At 63.4% G+C, this 22,557-nt stretch carries 25 protein-coding genes; 12 read left to right on the forward strand and 13 right to left on the reverse strand.

Going from position 1 to position 22,557, the window contains the following annotated elements:
* Positions 1-6: 6 nt before the first annotated feature.
* On the reverse strand, positions 7-1,380 hold the full coding sequence (gene argH, locus HF955_RS07340) for an argininosuccinate lyase (protein ID WP_367279780.1): 1,374 nt from the start codon (positions 1,378-1,380) through the stop codon (positions 7-9).
* A gap of 63 nt (positions 1,381-1,443) precedes the next feature.
* Between argH and HF955_RS07345 the strand changes: the two genes are divergently transcribed.
* Entirely contained in the window at positions 1,444-2,028 is a 585-nt protein-coding gene (locus HF955_RS07345) for a TlpA disulfide reductase family protein (RefSeq protein ID WP_291078889.1), read from the forward strand.
* Here the strand turns inward: HF955_RS07345 and HF955_RS07350 are convergent.
* The 3 genes from HF955_RS07350 to rpmE form a co-directional block, all read right to left on the reverse strand.
* Positions 2,017-2,772 (reverse strand): hypothetical protein, encoded by a 756-nt coding sequence (locus HF955_RS07350; RefSeq protein ID WP_291078890.1) that lies wholly within the window; start codon positions 2,770-2,772, stop codon positions 2,017-2,019. The two genes, HF955_RS07345 and HF955_RS07350, sit on opposite strands and share 12 nt — an antisense overlap.
* Positions 2,773-2,844: 72 nt before the next feature.
* A complete protein-coding gene (locus HF955_RS07355) occupies positions 2,845-3,333 on the reverse strand; it encodes a thermonuclease family protein (RefSeq protein WP_291078891.1) in 489 nt (162 codons plus the stop codon).
* A 162-nt stretch (positions 3,334-3,495) separates the two neighbouring features.
* Positions 3,496-3,714, reverse strand: a complete 219-nt coding sequence (gene rpmE, locus HF955_RS07360; RefSeq protein WP_027838126.1) for a 50S ribosomal protein L31 — start codon at positions 3,712-3,714, stop codon at positions 3,496-3,498.
* A gap of 159 nt (positions 3,715-3,873) precedes the next feature.
* On the opposite strand from rpmE, the gene HF955_RS07365 reads away from it, so the two are divergent.
* Positions 3,874-5,712: an ABC transporter transmembrane domain-containing protein gene (locus HF955_RS07365; protein ID WP_291078892.1), complete on the forward strand. Its 1,839-nt coding sequence runs from the start codon at positions 3,874-3,876 to the stop codon at positions 5,710-5,712.
* Here HF955_RS07365 and HF955_RS07370 read toward each other — a convergent pair.
* The 4 genes from HF955_RS07370 to efp all read right to left on the reverse strand — a co-directional run bounded on the left by HF955_RS07370 (position 5,709) and on the right by efp (position 8,924).
* On the reverse strand, positions 5,709-5,867 hold the full coding sequence (locus HF955_RS07370) for a hypothetical protein (RefSeq protein ID WP_291078893.1): 159 nt from the start codon (positions 5,865-5,867) through the stop codon (positions 5,709-5,711). The two genes, HF955_RS07365 and HF955_RS07370, sit on opposite strands and share 4 nt — an antisense overlap.
* Before the next feature lie 71 nt (positions 5,868-5,938).
* Positions 5,939-7,432, reverse strand: coding sequence for an NAD(P)/FAD-dependent oxidoreductase (locus tag HF955_RS07375; RefSeq protein ID WP_291078894.1), 1,494 nt, complete (start codon positions 7,430-7,432; stop codon positions 5,939-5,941).
* Positions 7,433-7,530: 98 nt separating this feature from the next.
* Positions 7,531-8,349 (reverse strand): inositol monophosphatase family protein, encoded by an 819-nt coding sequence (locus tag HF955_RS07380; protein ID WP_027838123.1) that lies wholly within the window; start codon positions 8,347-8,349, stop codon positions 7,531-7,533.
* An 8-nt stretch (positions 8,350-8,357) separates the two neighbouring features.
* On the reverse strand, positions 8,358-8,924 hold the full coding sequence (efp, locus tag HF955_RS07385; protein WP_027838122.1) for an elongation factor P: 567 nt from the start codon (positions 8,922-8,924) through the stop codon (positions 8,358-8,360).
* Between the two features lie 191 nt (positions 8,925-9,115).
* Between efp and HF955_RS07390 the strand changes: the two genes are divergently transcribed.
* A complete protein-coding gene (locus HF955_RS07390; RefSeq protein WP_291078895.1) occupies positions 9,116-9,445 on the forward strand; it encodes a DUF4282 domain-containing protein in 330 nt (109 codons plus the stop codon).
* Here HF955_RS07390 and thiE read toward each other — a convergent pair.
* The 4 genes from thiE to gap all read right to left on the reverse strand — a co-directional run bounded on the left by thiE (position 9,442) and on the right by gap (position 13,719).
* Complete coding sequence (gene thiE / locus HF955_RS07395) at positions 9,442-10,122, reverse strand: thiamine phosphate synthase (RefSeq protein WP_291078896.1); 681 nt, start codon at positions 10,120-10,122, stop codon at positions 9,442-9,444. The genes HF955_RS07390 and thiE overlap by 4 nt on opposite strands.
* A gap of 115 nt (positions 10,123-10,237) precedes the next feature.
* Positions 10,238-11,131: a fructose bisphosphate aldolase gene (locus HF955_RS07400; RefSeq protein ID WP_291078897.1), complete on the reverse strand. Its 894-nt coding sequence runs from the start codon at positions 11,129-11,131 to the stop codon at positions 10,238-10,240.
* Positions 11,132-11,418: 287 nt separating this feature from the next.
* Complete coding sequence (pgk, locus tag HF955_RS07405) at positions 11,419-12,615, reverse strand: phosphoglycerate kinase (RefSeq protein WP_291078898.1); 1,197 nt, start codon at positions 12,613-12,615, stop codon at positions 11,419-11,421.
* A gap of 96 nt (positions 12,616-12,711) precedes the next feature.
* The gene (gene gap / locus HF955_RS07410; protein WP_291078899.1) at positions 12,712-13,719 is read right to left on the reverse strand and encodes a type I glyceraldehyde-3-phosphate dehydrogenase; all 1,008 of its coding nucleotides are present in this window, start codon (positions 13,717-13,719) and stop codon (positions 12,712-12,714) included.
* 184 nt (positions 13,720-13,903) lie between these two features.
* Between gap and HF955_RS07415 the strand changes: the two genes are divergently transcribed.
* Both HF955_RS07415 and HF955_RS07420 read left to right on the forward strand, forming a co-directional pair.
* Complete coding sequence (locus HF955_RS07415) at positions 13,904-14,806, forward strand: aldo/keto reductase (RefSeq protein ID WP_291078900.1); 903 nt, start codon at positions 13,904-13,906, stop codon at positions 14,804-14,806.
* Entirely contained in the window at positions 14,803-15,732 is a 930-nt protein-coding gene (locus HF955_RS07420; RefSeq protein WP_291078901.1) for a DMT family transporter, read from the forward strand. Before HF955_RS07415 ends, HF955_RS07420 begins: the two co-directional genes overlap by 4 nt.
* Before the next feature lie 71 nt (positions 15,733-15,803).
* Here HF955_RS07420 and HF955_RS07425 read toward each other — a convergent pair whose 3' ends face one another.
* Complete coding sequence (locus HF955_RS07425) at positions 15,804-16,205, reverse strand: hypothetical protein (protein ID WP_291078902.1); 402 nt, start codon at positions 16,203-16,205, stop codon at positions 15,804-15,806.
* Between the two features lie 135 nt (positions 16,206-16,340).
* On the opposite strand from HF955_RS07425, the gene HF955_RS07430 reads away from it, so the two are divergent.
* The 7 genes from HF955_RS07430 to HF955_RS07460 all read left to right on the forward strand — a co-directional run bounded on the left by HF955_RS07430 (position 16,341) and on the right by HF955_RS07460 (position 22,525).
* Positions 16,341-17,153 carry a UDP-2,3-diacylglucosamine diphosphatase gene (locus tag HF955_RS07430; protein ID WP_291078903.1) on the forward strand — a complete coding sequence of 271 codons (813 nt, stop codon included), beginning with the start codon at positions 16,341-16,343 and terminating at the stop codon, positions 17,151-17,153.
* Positions 17,154-17,331: 178 nt separating this feature from the next.
* The gene (locus tag HF955_RS07435; RefSeq protein ID WP_291078904.1) at positions 17,332-20,061 is read left to right on the forward strand and encodes a helicase-related protein; all 2,730 of its coding nucleotides are present in this window, start codon (positions 17,332-17,334) and stop codon (positions 20,059-20,061) included.
* Positions 20,058-20,345 (forward strand): RNA-binding S4 domain-containing protein, encoded by a 288-nt coding sequence (locus HF955_RS07440; protein WP_291078905.1) that lies wholly within the window; start codon positions 20,058-20,060, stop codon positions 20,343-20,345. The genes HF955_RS07435 and HF955_RS07440 overlap by 4 nt, the downstream gene beginning before the upstream one ends.
* Complete coding sequence (locus HF955_RS07445) at positions 20,342-20,788, forward strand: TerB family tellurite resistance protein (RefSeq protein WP_291078906.1); 447 nt, start codon at positions 20,342-20,344, stop codon at positions 20,786-20,788. Before HF955_RS07440 ends, HF955_RS07445 begins: the two co-directional genes overlap by 4 nt.
* 85 nt (positions 20,789-20,873) lie before the next feature.
* Positions 20,874-21,218, forward strand: coding sequence for a ferredoxin FdxA (gene fdxA, locus HF955_RS07450; protein WP_027838110.1), 345 nt, complete (start codon positions 20,874-20,876; stop codon positions 21,216-21,218).
* A 244-nt stretch (positions 21,219-21,462) separates the two neighbouring features.
* Entirely contained in the window at positions 21,463-21,984 is a 522-nt protein-coding gene (locus tag HF955_RS07455; RefSeq protein WP_027838109.1) for a CarD family transcriptional regulator, read from the forward strand.
* 271 nt (positions 21,985-22,255) lie between these two features.
* Positions 22,256-22,525: a hypothetical protein gene (locus tag HF955_RS07460; RefSeq protein WP_291078907.1), complete on the forward strand. Its 270-nt coding sequence runs from the start codon at positions 22,256-22,258 to the stop codon at positions 22,523-22,525.
* The last annotated feature ends 32 nt before the right edge of the window (positions 22,526-22,557 follow it).

Here is a 22,557-nt window from a genome sequence, read left to right on the forward strand (position 1 = left end):
CAATGACTACTCCAGTCGAAGTCTCTGTTTCCACTGTGCCACTTGTTCGGCGACGCGAACAGGGCTTGTAGCGCCATAAGATGTCCGAGATGAGGCAGACGCCTCAACCGTCAGCACATCGAAGACAGCGCTGGTGATATCAGCATGAACCGCCTGCATGTCGTCCAGTGTCAGATCGGGGAGGTCACAGGCTTTGGCTTCGGCCCTGGCGACCAGTTCCCCCGTGACATGATGGGCATCCCGGAAGGGCAGGCCGAGCTCGCGCACCAGCCAGTCTGCCAGGTCGGTCGCGGTGGAAAAGCCTTTCGCGGCAGCTGCGCGCATGTTGTCCGGCTTGAAGCGGACGGTCTCGATCATGCCTGTCATGGCGCGGACGCAGAGATTGTAGGTGTCGAAGGCCTCGAAGGTCAGGCGCTTGTCGTCCTGCAGGTCCTTGGCATAGGCCAGCGGCAAGGCCTTCACCGCACCTTGCAGGGATGTGTACAGGCCGGTGATGAGGCTGGCCTTTGCCCGGATCAGTTCGGCGGCGTCCGGGTTGCGCTTCTGCGGCATGATGGATGACCCCGTCGACCAGGCATCGGTCAGCTGGGCGAAGCCGAACTGAGCGCTCGTCCACAGCACGATTTCCTCCGCCAGGCGGGACAAATGAGTCGAGGCAATGGACAGGGCCGCGAGGGCCTCGAGGGCAAAATCACGGGCCGAGACGGCATCGAGCGAATTGGCCATTGGCCGCGCAAAGCCAAGCGCTTCAGCGGTCATGTCGCGGTCGATCGGAAAGCCGGTGCCGGCAAGCGCAGCCGCGCCCAGCGGGCATTCGTTCAGCCGCTCGGCACAGCCGAACAGGCGGGACCGGTCTCTTTCCAGCATTTCGACATAGGCCAGCAAATGATGACCGAGGGTCACAGGCTGTGCGGTTTGCAGATGGGTAAAGCCCGGCATGATCGTGTCAGTATGCTCGCCCGCGCGGCGCACGAGAGCAGATTGCAGACCCGCAACAAGCTGCATCGCCTCGTCGAGCGCACCCCGGGTCCAGAGGCGGAAATCCGTGACGACCTGGTCGTTGCGCGACCGTGCGGTGTGCAGCCGGCCTGCAGGGGCGCCGACCACTTCCTTCAGCCGGGCCTCGACATTCATATGGATGTCTTCGAGGTCGCGTCGGAAGGGGAAGGAGCCGTTCGCGATCTCTTCGGCGACGGTGTCGAGGCCTGCCTGGATGGCGTCATTGTCCTCTGCCGATATGATGCCCATTTCCGCCAGCATGTCCGCATGGGCGCGGCTGCCGGCAATGTCCTCAGTTGCCATGCGGCGATCGATGTCGAGCGAGGCATTGATTTCTTCCATGATGTCGGACGGGGTCGCGGCAAAGCGTCCGCCCCACATTGTCTGGCCTTTGCCTGTCGTCACTGCCATATCCCTTCGAGTTCGTGTTGGAGACCGAGACCCATGACCCGTCTGGCCTATTTCGCCCTCTTCTTGGTCGGCCTGATCGCAATTGTCTATGCGCTGATCAGCGCAATCGGCGGAAATCCGCCGGAAAACCGGCTGCAACGGTACGCTGAGGGCGAGATCGCCAAGCTCGACTTCTCCCGATCCGGCACTTCGGCCGCAACCGCAGCCTTCTATCGGGCGGATGGCACGCCTGTCATCCTGCAGGATTATGCCGGCAAGGTGGTGCTGGTGAATTTCTGGGCCACCTGGTGCGCGCCGTGCGAGCGCGAAATGCCATCCCTGGGTGCCTTGCAGACCGCACGCGGTGGCGACCGGTTCGAAGTGATCGCCATCAGTGTCGATTCCGAAGCGGACAAGGCCTATGCCGCCCAGAGGCTTGGAGAGTTGGGTGCCAGCAATATCACGTTTCATAGCGCCACGCCGGAACAGTACGAAATCGTCTATGACAGCGGCGTGCAGGGCTTCCCGACGACGATCCTCTATGATGCGGGCGGAAAGGAGATCGCCCGCCTCGCCGGAGACGCTGACTGGAGCTCTCTGGAGGCGGTCAATTTTGTGGATGCGCTGCTAGAGAACTGACGCCGCCAGACGGGCGCGGGCGATCTGCGTGCCCATGGCCGCAACCGGTGCAACGGCATCAGCCGTCACGGGGCCATTGTCGGGCCACATGCGCACGAGGATTTCCAGTTCCAGCACCAGATCCCCGGCGTCTTCCATGCCGCGGGCCACCTGCCGTGCATTGACAGCATGGCCGTAAGCGACCTGATAGGCCAGCGGCCGCTGGATGGCGGCATCCATGACGCCGGCGCCGTATTCTTCCCCGCACACTTCAAGCAGGAACAGGACCAGATCGAGCGAGTCCATGCCGGACCCTTCCAGACCGGAGAAGATGGCGGCCTGAGCTGCGTCAATTGCCTCCATGGCGTCTTCCGGCGGCACGCCGCCCTGAACGGCCTGACGTACCGCGTCGAGGGGTGCGGGATCAAAGCCGAACCGGTCAAATCCCTCCCGCTCAGTAGCGGTTTCGGGGCCGAGCAGCCGCTCGAGGTGCGGTGCTGCAGCATCCGGCTCGCCCGCCTGGTACAGTGCCAGTCCGGCCGAAGCCGATCCCGCCAGCACAGCAAGGCGTTTCTCCGCAGGCAAAACACGGATCCCGGCCGAGGTGCGGATTTCGTCACGGGCGAGCGGGCGATCGGTCACAACCGGACCGTTGGTGCCGGGAATGGCGGCCTGCGGCCCCGGCCCGGTAGCCGGCGCCGGCTGGTCACATGCGGCAAGGCCGAGCAGAAAGACCGGGATCAAGGCCTGCCGGAAGTAGGACATGCGAAGTGCCTCCGTAACTGCAATCAAGAGGAAGCCTAGGGGCTCAGGCGCAGGCGGGCAATGCGACCCGGTTCAGGGGCTGACCTGTCCGGCGCCCTGGTTCACGCGGCGCGGACCACACCAATCGGGTTTCGGGGCTCCGCCATCATAGTCCCAGACCTGATGAGTGCCCTCTGCGACCAGCCGGGTTGCCAGGTCTTCCCCGTCAATGCTGAGGTCGACCACGAGACGCTTGTAGCGATCGAGGCCATAGTCCCGCGTCACCGTGATGTCCTTGTCCCGGGTCAGTTCGACGACTTTTTCCTTGGCCAGATAGCCCTGTTCCCGCTCAGCTTCGCAGTCCGCGCCGCCAAGCTGTTTCAGGCTGCGGGTCTCGGGCGCATCCACACCATGCAGCCGGAATTTGGTGCCGTCCGGCAGGCGGCCGGAATCGCCGTCCGACCAGTAGACCAGGCCATCCTGTTCGATGGTCGCTTGCGCGGCCAGGGCCGCAGCGCCGCCCAGTCCGGCCAGAATTGCAACCGAATACAGAATTGATCTCAGATTGACCCCGCGCAGCATGGTTTGTGCCTCCGTTCATGTGGAGCGCACGCTGGCGAGGACGGGTTAAGTGAAGGTTAAGGGCCGGGGTGCGGCGCAGGGTTCGCCGGGACGACAAATGGAAAAACCCCGGCCAAAAGGCCGGGGCTTTCCACTGTACACATCATGCAAAGCGAAGAACGCTTACATGAAGCCTTTGAACTTGTCCTTGAAGCGCGACACGCGGCCACCGCGGTCAAGCATCTTGCCGTCGCCGCCGGTCCAGGCCGGGTGGGACTTGGAGTCGATGTCCAGAACCAGGCGATCGCCTTCGCTGCCATAGGTGGAGCGCGTCTGGTACTCGGTGCCATCGGTCATCACCACGGTGATGAAGTGATAGTCGGGATGACCTTCTTTTTTCATGGCCTTCGCCTCTCTTGAACTCTAATGACAACCGCGCTCAGCCTGTCTATGGGTGCGCGGGCTTGTCTCAGCCTGTTTTCGAAGTGGGGCGTGTAACTGAAACGCGACGTCTCTGCAAGAGGCTGCTGGCAGGGAATCTGAAAGGATTTATAGACGCGCATGGCCGACACCGACACCTCTCTCGCAAATGACCGCCGCGCAACCGAACCGGCAGGCGGAGAGGCCATCAACCGGCCCAAGGCGAAATCCCTGAAACCGCTGGCCCTGCTGCTGCCCTATGTGGCGCGCCATTGGGTGACGGTGACGATCGCGCTGGTCTTCCTGGTTGCGGCAGCGGCCGTCAGCCTGGCCATTCCGCTTCTGCTGGGCACAGCGGCCGATGCCGGCAGTGCGGCGCAGGGCAATGCCGAGGATCTGCTCGCTCTGGTCGACCGCGCCTTTCTGTGGGTTGCCCTAGCGGCGATCCTGTCAGGTGTCCTGGGCGCCGTGCGGTTCTATTTCGTTTCGCGGTTTGGCGAGCGGATCGCGGCGGACTTGCGCAAGGACCTCTACGCCCACTTGCTCAAACTGTCGCCGCGCTATCACGCACAGATGCGGTCGGGGGAGGCGGTCTCGCGCCTGACGGCGGACATCACCCTGATCGAGACGTTTCTCGGATCCTCGGCCTCTCTGGCCACCCGGACCCTGCTGACGACGTTTGGCGCGCTGACCATGATGCTGGTGGTGAACTGGAAGCTGGGCCTGACCCTGCTGGCCATGCTGCCAATCGCCGTTCTGCCCGTAATGGCCATCGGGCGGGTCATCCGCACCATGTCCAATCGCGCGCAATCGCGCCTTGCCGATGCGGGCGCTGAAGCTGCCGAGGCGCTGGATGCGATCGAACTGGTGCAGGCCTATAACCGCGAACAGAGCCGGCTTGCAGCGTTCGGGGACGCCGTCGAGGCGACCTTTGCGGCGGCGATGCGGCGGATCGGGGCACGATCGATCATGATTGTGCTTGTGTCGATCCTTCTGTTCGGCGGCTTTGTCGGAGTGCTGTGGTTGGGCGCGCGCGCCGTTGCCACGGGGGAGATGAGCTTTGGCGACCTTGCGTCCATGGTGCTCTACGCCCTTTATGCCGGATCCGGTTTCGGCATGCTGGCGGAAGTCTATGGTGAAGTCATGCGGGCAGCCGGCGCGGCGGATCGCGCGGCTGAAGTGCTCAATGCCGAGCCCGAGATTACGGCCCCCGCCCGGCCTGTGGCCTTGCCGGGCAGCGTGACCGGCGCGCTCGAATTCGACGATGTCACCTTCCGCTATGGCGATGAGGCGGTTTCGGCGCTGGACCATTTTTCCCTGTCGGTGAAGCCCGGGGAGTTTGTCGCTCTGGTCGGACCAAGCGGGGCTGGGAAGACGACCGTGTTCCGCCTGGCGCTGCGTCTGTTCGATGTCCAGTCCGGGCAGATCCGGCTGGACGGGGTATCGGCGATGAAGGCCGATCCGCGTGACTGGCGACGGCAATTCGCCTATGCGCCCCAGGAATCGGCCCTGTTCACCGGCACGGCAGCGGACAATATCGGTTTCGGGACGGATGATCCCGAAACGGCCCTTCTGGAACAGGCAGCGCGCATGGCCGAGGCATTCGACTTCCTGTCGGCAAAGGATGGGCTGGCCACGGATCTCGGCCAGAAGGGACGCAGCCTGTCGGGCGGCCAGCGTCAGCGGATTGCCCTGGCTCGCGCGCTGGTGCGGGATGCGCCGGTCCTGCTTCTGGATGAAGCAACTTCGGCCCTCGATTCCGAAAGCGAGGCAGCCGTGCGGCGAGCCATCGCCAACGCCGCGGAAGGCCGGACCACACTCGTGATCGCGCACCGGCTGTCCACAGTGCGCCGGGCGGACCGGATCATCGTGATGGAACACGGCCGCATCGTCGAGGAAGGCACGCACGAGTCGCTCGTGGCCAAGGGAGGTCTCTATGCCCGCCTCGCCGAATTGCAGTTTTCAGAAGGCCAGGCCTAGCCCTTGCGAAGCTTCTTGACCTTGCCGTCAATCGTGAAGGCGAAGGCGAGCGACAGGATCAAGGGCACCCAGATCGGCAACTCGCCCAGTCCCGGCTCATTCAGCGCCGCGGCGAGATGATCGTCCACGCACCACCACAACAGCCATAACCACATAGTATCAGTCCCTTCTTCATGCCCCTACTCATCGGATATAGAATGCCGGAAGTCGGAATGACAGGGAGATCCTATTCGGCTGCCTGCAGGGCAGGGGCCTGCCCGGCTTCCTCCGCGCGCGTAAAGGCCAGGACACCGTCATCGACCTTGCCGAAGCGGAGGTTCATCAGATCGGCGCTGTAGTTCTGATTCAGCTTCCAGGGCTTTTCCGTATGCTGGCGTGGGAACTGGTCCATGACCCGCTGGAAATAGCCGGACGAGAAATCCACGAAAGGTTCGGTCTGGTTCGGATAGTGATCCAGTTTCGGCATGGCGGAGGCATAGCCATGCCGGTCCATGTAGTTCAGCAGGCGGCAGACATATTCGGAAGTGAGATCTGCTTTCAGCGTCCAGGAGGCGTTGGTGTAGCCGAACGTGCAGGCAAGGTTCGGCACATTCGACACCATGACGCCCTTGTAGTTCAGCAGGCGGCCGGGATCCTTGCGTTCGCCATCGACCGAAACCTCAACCCCGTTGAAGAATTGCAGCTGCAGTCCTGTGGCGGTGACCACAATATCGGCGTCCAGAATCTTGCCGGACTTCAGCTTGATGCCGGTTTCGGTGAATGTGTCGATATGGTCGGTCTCAATGCTGGCCTTGCCGGATTTCAGCGCGGTGAACAGATCTGAATCCGGGACGAGGCACAGCCTCTGTTCCCACGGATTGTAGGCCGGGTTGAAATGGGTATCGATCGGGAAGTCGGGACCGAGTTCCTCACGCACCATGCTGGTCAGGCGTTCGCGCGCCTTGTCGGGATTGGCTCGGGTTTGCTTGAAGAAGAATTGCTGCAACAGGACATTCCGCCAGCGGATGAACCCATAGGCCCAGCTGTCCGGCAGTATCTTGCGCAGGAAATTCGCGAACTTGTCGACGGCCGGGCGCGAGACGACATAGGTGGGTGAGCGCTGCAGCATGGTGACGTGGGCAGCCTTGTCCGTCATGGCGGGCACAAGCGTCATTGCTGTGGCGCCGGACCCGATGATGACGACTTTCTTGCCGGAATAGTCCAGATCTTCCGGCCAGTGCTGCGGGTGGATGAACTCGCCCTTGAACGCGTCCTCGCCCGGAAAGTCCGGCCGGTACCCCTGATCGTAGCGGTAATAGCCGCCGCACATGAACAGGAAGCGGCAGGTCGTCACCTCGCGATTGCCGAACTGGTCTTCATGGGTCACCCGCCAAGACTGGTCCTCGGACGACCAGTCCGCAGCAATGATCGTGGTGTTGAACCTGATGTGCGGTGTGATCACGTACTCGTCCGCGGTCTCCTGCACGTAATTGCGGATGGATGGGCCGTCAGCAATGGCTTTTGCCTCGGTCCAGGGTTTGAAATTATAGCCCAGCGTGTGCATGTCACTGTCGGACCGGATGCCCGGATACCGGAACAAATCCCAGGTTCCCCCGATGGCGCTGCGCTGCTCGAAGATCTGGTAACCGATCCCCGGCGATTTCTTCTGGAGATGCACAGCCGCCCCGATGCCGGAAAGGCCGGCTCCGATGATCAGGACATCCGTATCGGTATGTGTCATGTCTGCTTCCTGCCCGTTTTTCAGCCTATAAGGCCAAAAAATGACGCAGGTGTCACGGTATTTCTGACCCGTGCGGGGGGCGACCCTACGGAAAGGGCCTAGTCGGCCTTGCGGGCAAACGCAGCGGCGTGGCGAAGCTGCGTTTCGATCAGGGGATGGAGATCCTCGTTCGAGGCCAGCACCGATCCGGTCTGCATGACGTCACCGCCTTCGATCTCCGTGACCAGTCCGCCGGCTTCCCGGACCAGGACGATCCCGGCTGCGATATCCCACGGTTTCAGGCCGCGTTCCCAGAAACCGTCAAACCGGCCTGCGGCAACATAGGCCAGGTCCAGGGCGGCGGATCCGTAGCGGCGGATACCGGCACAGGCCGGTGTCATGGCCAGCATTTCGCGGGCGAAATTGCGGTGGGCTTCCTCGGCCTTGCCGTGCCAGGGCGTGCCGGTGGCGACAACTGCCTCGCTCAGCTTGTTGCGGGCCGCCACGCGGAGTTTGCGGTTTTCCAGCCAGGCGCCGCGCCCGGTCTCCGCCCAGAAGATCTCGTTCTTGGCAACATCATAGACGACGCCGGTCAGCAGCTTGCCTTCGCGCTCCAGCGCGATGGAGACGGCATAATGCGGCTGGCCGTGCAGGAAGTTCAGCGTGCCGTCGAGCGGGTCGACAATAAATCTGTTCGACTTGTCCGTGCCTTCGACAATGCCGCGCTCCTCCATGACGAAGCCATAGCCCGGCCGCGCCTTGGCGAGCGAGGTGTAGATGATCTCTTCGGCGCGATGGTCCGCATTCGACACGAAGTCGGCAGGGCCCTTCTTGGAGACCTGCAGATTCTCGACTTCGCCGAAATCACGGGCAAGCGACCGCCCGGCAGCGCGAGCGGCAGCAATCATCACGGTTCCGACGGGGGAGGGTTTGGACATGTCTGGCCTTAGTCTGCGCGGCGGAGGTAGGTGGAATCGGCGGTCTGGACGACAATTTTCTCGCCGGTGCCAACAAAGGGCGGGACCATGACGCGTACGCCGCCGGTGCAGGTGGCCGGCTTGAAGCTGTTGGCCGCCGTCTGGCCTTTCACGACCGGTTCGGTCTCCTCGATCTCGAGGGTCACCTGTTCGGGCAGGGACACGCCAATCGGCTTTTCACCGTAGAACTCGATCTCGACAACCATGCCATCCTGGAGGAAGGCGCCCTGGTCGCCGATAAAGTCGCGCGGGATCATGATCTGCTCGAAATTCTCCTGGTCCATGAAGGTGAAGGAGTCATCGTCTGCAAACAGGAACTGGTGGTCCTTCTGCTCGAGGCGGACCTTTTCAACGGTCTCCGAAGACCGGAAGCGGACATTGGATTTCGAGCCATTCAGCAGGTTGCGCAGTTCGACCTGGTTGAAGGCGCCGCCCTTGCCGGGCTTGACCGAAGCCGTCTTCAGGGCGCGCCAGACGCTGCCATCATGCTCGATGACATTGCCGGGCTTGATTTCGTTGCCATTGATCTTGACCATTGGAGCTTGTCCTCATGAGGGTTTGGCGGGGGCGTAAGCCCTAGGCCTGAAACGGTCAAGCGGGGGTGTGTTAATCCGCCTGTCAAGCGGGCGGTCCCCTGAAAACCGGGCCCGCAGGCCCCGGCCCGTATTCACATATGGCTGCAATCATGAGCAGAATGCCGGTTCCACTGACAGATGGGGGACAGGCAATGCTTCAAAGATTTCTGAGTTTCGACAAACTGATGGGCACGACGCTGATCAAGGTTCTGTATTATATCGGTCTGGTCGGCATCGCGCTTTACGCGGTGGTTCTGCTGCTCTCGGGGCTTGGCGTCATGGTCAGCCAGAGCTTCCTGGGCGGGATCAGCATGATTGTCGCGGCCATTCTCGGCGGCGCCATCAGCTTGCTGTTCTGGCGCTTCATGTGCGAGCTCTACATGCTGTTCTTCCGCATCAGTGACGATGTGCGCGAACTCAAGGAGATGAAGGGCGGGTCCCCTTCGCCGGCAGCCTCTGCACCAGCTGCGCCGGACGTCTAGCTGCGAGACGGGTCGAGGCGGTCCAGAAGCGCGTTGAATTCCGCCACTGCGGCCGGCGCGCCGGCCGGGTGGTTCCACACACCCGAGGACACCGCCAGGAAATCTGCGCCCGCGACCACCAGCGGCTCGGCATTGCCGACCGTGATGCCGCCAATCGCGACGCAGGGAACTTCCATGCTTTCCTGCCAGATTTCCAGAAGATCCGGTGAGGCTTCGACCGTGTCTTCCTTCGTGCCGGTCGGATAGAAAGCGCCAAAGGCGACATAGTCCGCGCCGGCTTCGCTGGCCTGCATGGCGACGTGGCGGGAATTCTTTGCTGTGGCGCCGACAATCATGTCCTTGCCGACAATGGTGCGGGCCTGTTTCACCGGCACGTCGTCCAGGCCGACATGAACGCCATCGGCCCCGAGTTCGACCGCAAGGTCCGGGCGGTCATTGACCAGCACGGCCACACCATAGGCCTGAGCCATTTCGGTGACAGCCGCGCCGACTGCCCGGGTGGCCGCCTCGTCCGTTTCCCCGCCTGCCGTCTTGAGGCGCAGCTGAAGGCACGCGACATCGCCGGCGGTCAGCGCAGTCTCCAGCAGCGCGGCAAAGCCTTCCACATCGTCGATCTGCGGTGGGGTGATCAGATAGAGGCGTGTACGCAGGCGGGTATAGTCTTCAGCTGTACTCATGGCGGGCGCTATAGCGCAGCGGCCAGCTCGTCGAAAGCCTTTAGACTCTGCGGTCGCAGCCCAACAAAAAAGGCGGCCCATAAAGGCCGCCTTTTGAAAGCGCTGGATCGCAGGATCAGCCGGCCTTGGAGGCTTCGCAGATGCTGTCGATCGTGGCTGCGAGGGTGGCGTTGAAATCTGCGTCGCTCTGCTGGGCCGAGAGGCCCTCGGTCAGGGCGCGGGAGAAGCTGGCAATCATGCCGGTGTTCTGGGCAAGCTTGTCACACGCATCCGTGCGGGAATAGCCACCGGAGAGGGCCACAACGCGCATCACGCGCGGATGCTCCACCAGCGATTTGTACTGGTTCGCCTTGGTCGGCAGGGACAGTTTCAGCATCACCTGCTTGTCTTCGCCGAGCGCGTCGAGCTGTTTTGTGATTTCGGCCAGAAGGATGTCTTCGGCTTCGGCCTTGTCGGCGATGGTGATCGTCACTTCCGGTTCGATGATCGGCATCAGCCCGTGGCCGAGAATCTGACGGCCGACATCGAATTGCTGTGCAACGATGGCGGCGATGCCTGCCGGATTTGCAGCATGGATCACCGAGCGCATCTTGGTGCCGAAAATGCCCTTGGCGACGGCGCGCTCGAGCAGGCTGTCGAGATCGGGCATCGGCTTCATCATCTGGACGCCATTGGCTTCGTCAGCGAGGCCCTTGTCGACCTTCAGGAAGGGAACGACCTGATGTTCATTCCAGAGATATTCTGCCGTGGGCGTGCCATCGACTTCACCGTCCATGGTGCGTTCGAACAGGATGGCGCCGATGACTTTCTCGCCATTGAAGGCCGGTGCCTTGATGATGCGGGCGCGCATCTCATGGATCAGCGAAAACATTTCCTCGTCATTGGAATAGGCGTCTTCATTCACGCCATACAGGCGCAGGGCTTTCGGCGTGGAGCCGCCGGACTGGTCAAGCGCTGCGATGAAGCCATTCTTTTCGGCAATCTGCCGGGCCATTTGTGGATTGGTCATGATGTTACCGGGGAGTCCCTTGCATGCGTGGAGTTTGCAAACTTTGCATTCAAGTACCGTGCCTGTCTGGTGGGTCAACCGCCCGGCAGTGATCGGGACTGTGATGACGCCACGCGCCCGAATCGAAGGCGCTGCGGGCGTTTCAGGCGCAAACTGCAAGAGAATCTGGACGGGATTCCGATTCCGGTCGCCGCGTCAAAATTTTCTGACGCTACGCAGCACGCGGATGGGAACGTTGTCATCCTGCGAGGTCTGCGCGATATGCCGCAGGCCTGTCTCAAAAGGGATCAGGCCTTCAGGGCCTCGACGCCGGGAAGGGCCTTGCCTTCCATCCATTCGAGGAACGCGCCACCCGCGGTCGAGACGAAGGTGAAGTCGCTTGCGGCGTCGGCATGATTGAGCGCGGCGACAGTATCTCCGCCCCCTGCGACTGCGACCAGCTTGCCGTCCTTCGCGCGAATGCCGGCCGCCTGGGCGGCGGCCACGGTTGCCTTGTCGAAGGGCGTCAGCTCGAAGGCGCCGAGCGGGCCGTTCCAGACCAGCGTCTTCGAAGCCCCCATTGCGGCGACCAGCTTGGCGACGGTTTTCACGCCGGCATCGAGGATCATTTCGTCTTCGGCAACATCATCGGCTGAGCAGGTGCGGTTCTCGGCATGGGCCTTGAAATCCTTCGCCACGACAACATCGACCGGCAGCAGGATCTCGCATTGGTTCTGCTCGGCCACCTGCATGATCTCGCGCGCGGTGTCGGCGAGATCATGTTCGCACAGGGACTTGCCGACGCTGATGCCCTGCGCGGCCAGGAAGGTGTTGGCCATGCCGCCGCCGATGGCGAGCGAGTCCACTTTCGTCACGAGGTTCTTCAGCAGGTCGATCTTGGAGGAGACCTTTGCGCCGCCGACCACGGCGAGGACGGGGCGTTCCGGCGTGCCGAGCGCCTTGTCCAGCGCGTCCAGTTCGGCCTCCATGTTCACACCGGCATAGGCGGGCAGGAGGGTTGCCAGGACGGCGGTCGAGACATGGTTGCGGTGAGCCGCCGAGAAGGCGTCGTTGACGTAGAGGTCGCCCAGCTCCGCGATTTCTTTCGCGAGCGCCGGATCGCCTTTTTCCTCACCGGCATAATAGCGGGTGTTCTCCAACAGGATCACGCCGGCCGGTTCCAACTCGGCAATGGCCTGCTTGACGTGCTCACCCTTGCAGTCGGCGATGAAGCTGACATTGGAGCCGAGCACTTTGCCGAACGCGCCTGCCACGGGGGCAAGGCTCATCTCTGCCACGCGCTCGCCTTTCGGACGGCCGAAATGCGCCAGAAGGGCCACTTTCGCGCCTTGGGTCCGCAGGGTCTGCACCGTGTCCACGGCGGCGCGCAGACGGGTATCATCCGTGACGAGGCCGTTTTCCATGGGCACATTGAAGTCGACGCGGACAAGGGCGGTCTTGCCGGTCAGGTCACCGGCATCGGCAAGGCGTTTGAAGCTGGACATGGAAAGTTCTCCAATGGGCCCGGCCAGCCGGGCACGATGCGGCAGGTATGGAAAAAGAGCGCCTCCCGGACAGGAAGCGCTCTCGGGGTAGGGAGGCTAGATCAGCTTCGACATGGCGAGCGCGGTATCGCTCATCCGGGTCGCGAAGCCCCATTCATTGTCATACCAGGACAGGACGCGGACCATCGTGCCCTCAATGACCTGCGTCTGGTCGAGCGCGAAGGTGGACGAGTGCGGATCGTGGTTGAAGTCTGAGGAGACGAGCGGCTTGTCGGTGTAGCCGAGCACACCTTTCATCGGGCCGTCCGCGGCCGCCTTGATGGCGGTGTTCACTTCCTCGACCGTGGTCGGCTTTCCGGCATCGAAGACCAGGTCGATCATCGAGACGTTCGGCGTCGGGACGCGCACGGCGGAGCCATCGAGCTTGCCCTTGAGTTCCGGCAGGACGAGGCCGACAGCCTTGGCCGCGCCGGTCGAGGTCGGGATCATGGACATGGCAGCCGCGCGACCGCGATAGAGGTCCTTGTGCATGCGGTCCAGCGTCGGCTGGTCGCCGGTATAGGAGTGGACCGTCGTCATGTAGCCGCGCTTGATGCCGACCGTGTCGTTTAGGACCTTTGCGACCGGCGACAGGCAGTTCGTGGTGCAGGACGCGTTGGAGACGACGAGGTCATCCTTGGTCAGGGTGGAATGGTTCACGCCATAGACGATGGTCTTGTCGGCATTGGTGGCCGGAGCGGAGACCAGGACGCGCTTGGCGCCAGCCTTCAGGTGGGCGGAAGCCTTTTCCTTGTCGGCGAAGATGCCGGTACATTCCATCGCGATATCGATGTCCAGTTCGGCATGCGGCAGGTCGGCCGGGTCACGCACGGCGGTGCAGAGGAATTTGCGGTCGCCGACGATGATCGTGTCGCCATCGACTTCAACCGTCTGGTTCAACCGGCCATGAATGGAGTCATACTGCAGAAGGTGGGCATTGGTGGCGACGGGGCCAAGGTCGTTGATGGCAACGACTTCGATGTCCTTGCGGTCATGCTCGATGATGGAACGCAGGACGAGACGGCCAATGCGGCCAAAACCATTGATTGCAACGCGAACGGCCATGAAAAATCTCCTTTGGAGCGGCAGGCTAGAATTCTGCTGGCCCTTTACGACGCCACAAGCCCTTCGTCCACCCGCGCCCGATGCGGCCTCGCGCCGCTTGCGGCCTGTTTGCGGTAACGGTGATCGGGCGTGGACTTGGCCGCGCCGGCCCCGTATGGCCAGAGGGTGAGGGAAAGGGCCGGACATGCAGCAGGTCACGATCGGACAGGACGGGCGCCGTGTGGGCGTTCTGGGCTTCGGCTGCTGGCGCTTTGCCGGTCATGATCTGGCCGAGGCCGAAACCCTGATCGAGACGGCGCTGGATCTGGGCATGACGCTGGTCGACACGGCCGACATTTACGGGTTTGGCGGCGAAGGCTTCGGTGCAGCGGAAACGCTGCTGGGCCGCGTGCTGAGCGCCGCGCCCGCCCGGCGCGAGCGGATGTTCCTGGCCAGCAAGGGCGGGATCATCCCGCCGGTGCCCTACAATTCAAGCCGGGCCTATCTGATCGCGGCATGCGAGGCCTCGCTGGCGCGGCTGGGCGTGGAGCAGATCGACCTCTACCAGATTCACCGGCCGGACCTGCTGACTCCATGGGAAGAGGTGGCCGGAGCACTGGATGCGCTGATGGCAGAGGGCAAGATCGCCTCTGTCGGCGTGTCCAATTTCACCGTCGCGCAGACCCGCGCATTGCAGGCGCATCTCGGCGCGAAGATCGTCAGCACGCAGCCGGAATTCTCCGCCCTTCACCGGCAGCCTCTTGAAGACGGCACGCTGGACTGGTGCCAGGAAACCGGCGCGGCGGCGCTGGTCTGGTCGCCGCTGGCAGGCGGCAGGCTGGGCGAGACCTATCTGCCGCAGCCGGAGGACCCGCCCATGCTGGGTGCGGTGCAGGAAACTCTCGACCGGATCGCGGCCCTGTATGATGTGCGGCGCAGCGATGTGGCGCTGGCCTTCCTGCTGAAACATCCGGCGCGTCCCATTGTGCTGCTGGGCACGCAGCGGCCGGAGCGGCTGGCGGCAGCCAGACAGGCCCTGGCCGTCCCCCTCAGCCGCCAGCAATGGTACAGCATTCTGGAAGCCGCCCGCGGCGCGCCGATGCCATGAGCCAGAGCCAGCCCGGACATCGCAGCGCCGCCGACTGGTCGCTGTTCGCCCTGCTGACCCTGCTGTGGGCCGCAGCCTATGCCCTGACCCGGGTGGCGGTGGACAAGGGCAATCCGGAGGTTGGCCTGCCGGTGGCCTGGGTGTTGCCGGGCCGGTTGACCATCGGGGCAGCGGTCTTGTGGGTCTTCATGCTGGCGCGCGGCCAGCGGCTGCCATCGCTGAAGGACCGCAAGCGCTGGCTGGCCATTCTCGGCATGGGCCTTGCGGGATCGGTGTTCCCCTTCTTCCTGATCACCACGGCGCAGGAGACGGTCAATTCCAGCCTCGCCGCGCTCTACACCGCGGCGGTGCCGATCTTCGTCGTGTGCGGCGCAAGTTTTCTGTTTGCGGACGAACGCATGACGCGGGGCACGGCGATTGGTGTTCTGTCCGGCTTTGCCGGTGTGGCCGTCCTGTTCGGGCCGGACGCCATGAACGGGCTGGGCAATGCCAGCGTCATCGCGCAAGGCCTGCTGATCCTGGCGACCATGAATTATGCTGCCGCCAGCCTGATGGCGCGCGGGGCGCCACGGATGGAGGCCATCCCGTTTGCAACGGGTTTCGTGACGCTGGCGGCGATTGTGTCCTGGCCGCTGGCCTTTACGGTCAACCCGGCGGAGGTGACGGCAGACTGGACCCATTGGGCCGCCGTGGTCGGGCTGGGCATCATTCCCACGGCGATTGCGCAGGCGCTGTACATGTTGCTGATCGCGCGCACCAGCGCCACCTTCCTGTCGCTGACGGGCTATTCGATCCCGGTGGTCAGTGCCGGGCTTGGCTGGCTGTTCTTTCGCGAGACCCAGAGCTGGCATGCCCTGATTGCCTTCGCTCTGATCCTGGGCGGTGTCTGGCTGGCCCGGCGCGGCGGCGGCGTGAAGGAAGGGTAGGGGCCAGCACGGGCGACGCCCGTGACGGCGCTATGTTCCTGAAGTTGAGATATCTTCTGTGAGGAGACCGGTCAGGTGTCCGGGGGCGGCAGAGCGCGGCCCGTGATACAGGCGCAGGCGGCGGTCCCGACACGCGCCAAACGAACCTGGCGGCCTGGGCCCCGGCCTTCGCCGGGGTGAGCGGTCAAGAGGGATGTGCCTTCCAATGCTGCTGTCAGAGCCCTGGGCAGTTCCCATTGGAGCACATCCTGCTGTGCCTGCCGGGCCATCGCGGCCGCATGTTCGGCCCGTGTGTCGCCGATCTGCAAAAGCCAGACCTGTCCGGTTCGCGTCAGTCCGTAGAGAAAATTCGCCTCGGCGCCCTTCACCGCGCGCACATAAAGGCGCACGAGGATCAATTGCAGCCAGATCCAGAACCGGTGCGATTCCAGATTCGGCGGCAGATCCCGGGGTGGGGCGAACAGGCGATCCATGCGGGCAGTATAGCTCCGTTTGCGGAGGGGGAGGATAAATCAATTTCTTCTCCCTGTTTTCATTGCGGTTTTGTGACAAAATTCGGGGATAGAGTGTCATAAAACTCATACCGAACCGGAGTAAGGGCGGACATCATGACCCGACCTGACACACGCCCGGACTATCGTTCGATCTTCATCTCCGATGTGCATCTCGGCAGCGCCGGATGCCAGGCCGATGCGCTGTGCGCCTTCATGAAGACGCACACATCAGAACAGCTCTACCTGGTGGGTGACATCATCGATGGCTGGCGCATGCGGAAGAAATGGTTCTGGCCGCAATCGCACACCAATGTCATCCGCCGTATCCTGACGGCCGCCAAGCGCGGCACGGATGTGACCTATATCATCGGCAATCATGACGAATTCCTGCGCGCCTTCCTGCAATTCCGGCTGAATTTCGGCGAGATCGCCGTCCGGAACCGCGCCGTGCATGAGGGCGAGGATGGCAAACGCTACCTCGTTGTGCATGGCGACATGTTCGATGGCATGATGCGGGCCGACCGCAAATGGATCATGCATCTGGGCGATCATGCCTATAATTTCCTGCTCTGGACGAACACGAAGCTGAACGCCGTGCGCCGCCGCCTGGGCATGCCCTATTGGTCGCTGTCGCAGGCGCTGAAAAAGCGCACCAAGCGGGCGCTGAACCATATCCACAATTTCGAGGGTCATGTGGCCGATTATTGCCGCCGCAAGGGCTTTGACGGCGCGATCTGCGGCCACATCCATGTCGCCGAGATGCGCGACATCGACGGCATCACCTACATGAATGATGGCGACTGGGTGGAAAGCTGCACCGCCCTGGTCGAGCACCATGACGGTCGCTGGGAGTTGCTCCACTTCCAGCCGCATGAGGTGACGGAGACGCAAGCCGCTGCGCCGGTGCGGGTGCAGGCGGTGGCTTGAGGTTTTCCTCCCCTGCGCAGCGGGGGAGGTGGCAGACGGCGCAGCCGGCTGACGGAGGGGGGACTCGGGTGCGACAAGAGCCCCCTCCGCCTCGCTTCGCTCAGCACCTCCCCCGTCAACGGGGGAGGATGGGCGCGGCACGCTTGACTTCCCTCTCACTCCCCGCCAAGCCGCGTTGATGAGTTCCACGCTGAAGGCCATTCTCGGCCCCACCAATACCGGCAAGACGCATTACGCCATCGAGCGGATGACGGGCTTTGGCACGGGCATGATCGGCCTGCCGCTGCGCCTGCTGGCGCGCGAAGTCTATGACCGGGTGGTCGAGCGCAAGGGCGCAGCGCATGTGGCGCTGGTCACCGGGGAGGAGCGGATTGTTCCGCCTACGGCGCGCTATTGGGTGTGCACCGTGGAATCCATGCCGGTGGACCGGAAGGTGGATTTCGTCGCGATTGACGAGATCCAGCTGGCCGAGGACCAGGACCGGGGCCATGTCTTCACCGACCGCATCCTGAATTTGCGCGGCGCGCATGAAACCCTGCTGCTGGGCAGCGACACGATGCGCAACGTGCTGCGGGCGCTGGATCTGGGCGCCGAGACCGAGCCGCGCGAGCGGTTTTCGGAATTGCGCTATGCGGGCCATTGCAAGATCACCAAGCTACCGAAGCGCACGGCCATCGTCGCCTTCAGCGCAGACGAAGTCTACGCCATTGGCGAATTGCTCCGTCGGCAGAAGGGCGGGGCGGCCATCGTGATGGGCGCGCTCAGCCCGCGCACCCGCAATGCGCAGGTCGAGCTCTACCAGTCCGGCCAGGTCGACTATATCGTTGCCACCGATGCCATCGGCATGGGGCTGAATCTGGATGTCGACCGGGTCGTGTTCGCCTCGCGCTCGAAATTTGACGGGCGGCGCCACCGCCTGCTGACGCCTGCCGAATGCGCCCAGATTGCCGGGCGGGCCGGACGCTTCCGCACCGATGGGGAATTCGGCGAGACGGCAAACTGCCCGCATTTCGACGAAGAGACCTGGAAGGCCATCGAAGCCCACCGGTTCGACCCGGTGGACCATCTGCAATGGCGCAATTCGGCGCTGGATTTCTCCAGCCTGCGGCGCCTGATCCTGAGCCTGGAAAAGCCGAGCGGGCATCCCGCCCTGATCCACAATCCGCATGCGCTGGATGAATGGGTGCTGCGCCGGATGAGCGAGGATGGCGCCATCGGGCCGAATGTGGCCGGCACGCGGCAGGTGAAGCGCTTGTGGGATCTGGCCCGCCTGCCGGACTTCCGCAAGGCCGGGCCGGAAGGTCATGCGCGGCTGGTGCTGGGACTGGCCGAAACGCTGGCCGACCCGGATGCGCGCCTGTCGGATACGGGGCTGGAGCGGCGGCTGGCGGATTTGTCCTCGACCCAGGGGGACATTGCAAAGCTGCAGCAGCGCCTTGCCAATATCCGAACCTGGACTTATGCCGCCCACCGGCCTGACTGGCTGGAAAACCCTGAAAAATGGCAGGATCGAACGCGGGAGATTGAAGACTCCCTGTCAGACGCGCTACACGAAGCCCTTACGGCCCGGTTTGTCGACCGGCGCACAACCGCTTTGCTTGCCAGCCTGAAGAAGGAAGACGCCCTCGTGACCGAATTGACCCCGGAAGGTGATGTCCGTGTGGAAGGCCATGTTGTCGGACGGTTGAAGGGCCTGACCTTCGAGCCGGTGCTGGACGCCAGAACCCTGGAAGGCAAGGCCGTGCGCGGCGCGGCGCAGGCGGCTGTCCGCCCGCTGATCCTCGAACGCCTGAACCTGATCGTGGCGGCGCCGGACGATGCCTTCAAGCTGAATGATGAAGGCCAGGTGGAGCATATCAATTCGCCCGTGGGCCAATTGGTGAAGGGGTCCGGCTGGATGGCGCCGCGCGTGGAGATCATCGGCGCGGCGGAAGTCGACCCGGCCGAGCGCGAAGCAGCAAGGCGAAGGCTGGACCAATGGGCCGCAAAGGAAATTGCCCGCATCCTGCCGACCCATACGAAGCTGGCCGTCGACAAGGCCGGCGATGCGCTGGAAGGCCTGGCGCGCGGCATTGCCTTCCGCGTGCTGGAGAGCGGCGCGGCCGTCGACCTGCGCCAGGATGATCCCGGCCTGCGGCTGAGCGCGGAACAGCGCGAGGCCCTGAAGGGGATCGGCATCCGGGCGGGCCGTGTGGCGGCCCATGTGCCGGATGCGCAGAAACCTGCCGGCCAGCGCATGATTGCCATTCTGCGGGCCGTGGCCGAAGGCCAGCCCTTCCCGCTGGCCCCGGAAGGGGCGGGCTCGTTCGCGCTGGACGGCACCTGGCCGGAAGAGGCGCTGGCCGCCAATGGCTATCTGCGTTTCGGCAAGCGGGCCGTGCGCGCCGATCTGGCCGAACGCCTCGGCTGGGAAATCGCCAAGCGCCGCAAGGAAGCGGGCAAGAATGCCTTTCCGATCGAGATCGATCTGGCCTCGGTCGTGTCGTGCCCGGCCGATGACTGGCCGGCCGTGCTGAAAGGCTTCGGCCTCGCCCCGGCAGAAAAGGACAAGGACACCGACGCGGTCCTTCTGTGGCGCTATGCGGCGCGCGCGCGGCCGGACGGACGGCCCGAACGTGGGCGCCATGAAGGCGGCGGAGCCCGGCACCAGAATGCCGGCGGCAAGGGCGGCAAAGGTCCGCGTGGCAACCGGCCCCAGGGGGGCGGGGGACGTGGCCCGGCCCGCAACGCGCCGGCCTCGCGCAAGCCAGACCCGGACAGCCCGTTCGCGGCGCTGGCGGCCCTGTTGCCGGAAGAGAAGCCGAAACCGAAGAAAAAGAAGCGCAAACCGAAGCCCGCCGCGGACTCTGCGGCCCCGCAGGATTCTGCAGGCACCGGCAGCGGCTTTGCCTATACGCCCTTCCGATGACCGATACGCCGTCGCTGCGCCTGGATGTGTGGCTGTGGCGGGCACGGTTCTTCAAGACGCGCGCCCTGTCCGGCGCCCATATCCGCAAGCGGGGCGCCCGGATCACGCGCAATGGGCTGACACGCCGGGTCAACAAGCCGGGCACGTCAATTTGCGCCGGAGATGTTGTCACGCTGGCGCAGGGCGCGCATATCAGGGCGGTCGAGGTGCTGGGCCTCGGAACGCGGCGGGGGCCGGCTGACGAGGCAGCGACGCTGTACAGAACACTGGAGACGGATGGATGATGAGCGCGCTGAAGAATTTGTTCCGCCAGAAAACCCCGGCGGAAAAGCCGATGGACCCGCAAGTGGCGGCGGCCGCTTTGCTGGTCGAGGCGGCGCTGTCGGACGGGGTGTATGTGAACATCGAAAGCGACATGATCGCGGAAATCCTGCTCGAAGCCTTCAAGTTCGACGCTGACCGCGCCGACGCGGTGCTGGCGGAAGGGGAGGCGCTGGCCGAGGAAGCGGTCGGATCGCACCAGTTCACGAAACATGTGAAGAAGCTGCCCGTGGCCGAGCGCATCTCGATCATCGAGGGGCTGTACCGGGTGGCGCTGGCCGATGGCGAGAAGAGCGATATCGAGGATGCCTATATCCGGCATGTCGCCTCGCTGCTGCACATTGACGACATTTCCCGTGCCCAGGCCCGCCAGATGGCTGAAAAACGCATCACTGACGCTTCCTGAAGACTCCTGTCAGATCACCTCATTGACATGAGCGCCCCCGCGCGCCATTTCGCCGTGGCACTTATCTCAGAAGGCCCGCCTGCCCATGACCTATATCGTTGTCGATGCCTGCATCCGCTGCAAATACATGGATTGCGTCGAGGTTTGCCCCGTCGACTGTTTCTATGAGGGCGAGAACATGCTGGTCATCCATCCGGATGAGTGCATCGATTGCGGCGTGTGCGAGCCGGAATGCCCGGTCGAGGCGATCAAGCCGGACACCGAGGACGACCCGGACGGGAAATGGCTTAAACTGAACAGCGAATATGCCAAGACCTGGCCCAACATCACCCGGATGAAGGAGCCCCCGGCCGACCGCGAGGAATTTGCTCAGGAGACCGGCAAGCTGGAGAAGTATTTCAGTGCAAAGCCGGGTGAGGGCGACGCCTGAGTCAGGCCATCCGGACCCTGATTTTGCTGGGATTCTCAATAAACGTTAACAAAATCAGCGGCCTTGGGAACTTTACCCTTGGTTAGCATCTGGGCGTGTCTGTTGAAAAAGCTGCACATTTATGCTAGTGTTCAGACTTGAGTAATAACTGACAAGAGCCGGAAACTTCAACTCGGACCGCCAAGCATGACGGACTGAGAGGAACTTTGTCGGCTCTTAATGCGTAAAAAGGGCGATATCCAACATGGCTAAAAAAGCATCTGCGGAACTGGCGTTTGAAGTGGGTCAAAGCGTCGTTTACCCCGCACACGGGGTGGGCAAGATCACGAGCGTCGAGAAGCAGACTGTGGCCGGCATGGATCTGGAGGTCTATGTGGTCTCCTTCGACCAGGACAAGATGATCCTGCGCGTTCCGACCAATCGTGCCGAAGCCTCCGGCATGCGGGCCCTGGCGGGCTCCAAACTGGTGGACGATGCGCTGAAGACGCTGGGCGGCCGGGCCCGCATCAAGCGCACCATGTGGTCGCGCCGGGCCCAGGAATACGAAGCCAAGATCAATTCCGGCGACCTGATCTCCATCGCGGAAGTCGTGCGCGACCTGCACCGCGGTGACGACCAGCCGGAACAATCCTATTCCGAGCGCCAGCTGTATGAAAGCGCGCTGGACCGCATGGCCCGCGAACTTGCCGCCGTCGAGAACATCGACAAGGGCGACGCCATGGAGAAACTGGCTCAATCCCTCGCGAAGAAGAAAGTGGCTGCCTAGGCCCCGACTTCTTTCCGATCATGCAAGGCCCCCGTCCGGCACCTCCCGGGCGGGGGTTTTTCATGCCTGGAATGGCCAGACCGCCCCGTTCGTGAACAGGCGGAGGGCGATTGTTAAGAATGCCGGGGTTTCGGCAGAGTCCTGTTAACCATACTGCAAACCGTAGCGGGCACTCTTTCCCTGTCGCCGGAATGTTCCGGTGGCGGATGGATGCCCCGTCTGACATGCCCGCAAAGGGTGGCGGAAGGGGCAGGGTGACAGGAGAAACACGATGCCCTTTTCAGAGATCGAATTACAACCCGGATGCCTGCTCGGCGCCGAGGCCAATGCCGACGAATTCTATCAGGCAGGCCTGGCCTGTGCCGCAGGACTTGGGTCGGACGTGGACCTGATCTCCGCGCACAAATGGTTCAACCTCGCCGTGTCCAAGGGACATGAAGAGGCCCGGGTCCAGCGCCAGGAGATGGCGGACATGCTGAGCACGGAAGAAGTGAAGGTCGCGCTGTCGGCTGCCCGTGACTGGCTGAACCTGGCCAACTAGGCCCGGTCAGGGAATGCGGACGGCGCGGGGAC

The organism is Hyphomonas sp., assembly GCF_017792385.1.
Lineage (GTDB): Bacteria > Pseudomonadota > Alphaproteobacteria > Caulobacterales > Hyphomonadaceae > Hyphomonas.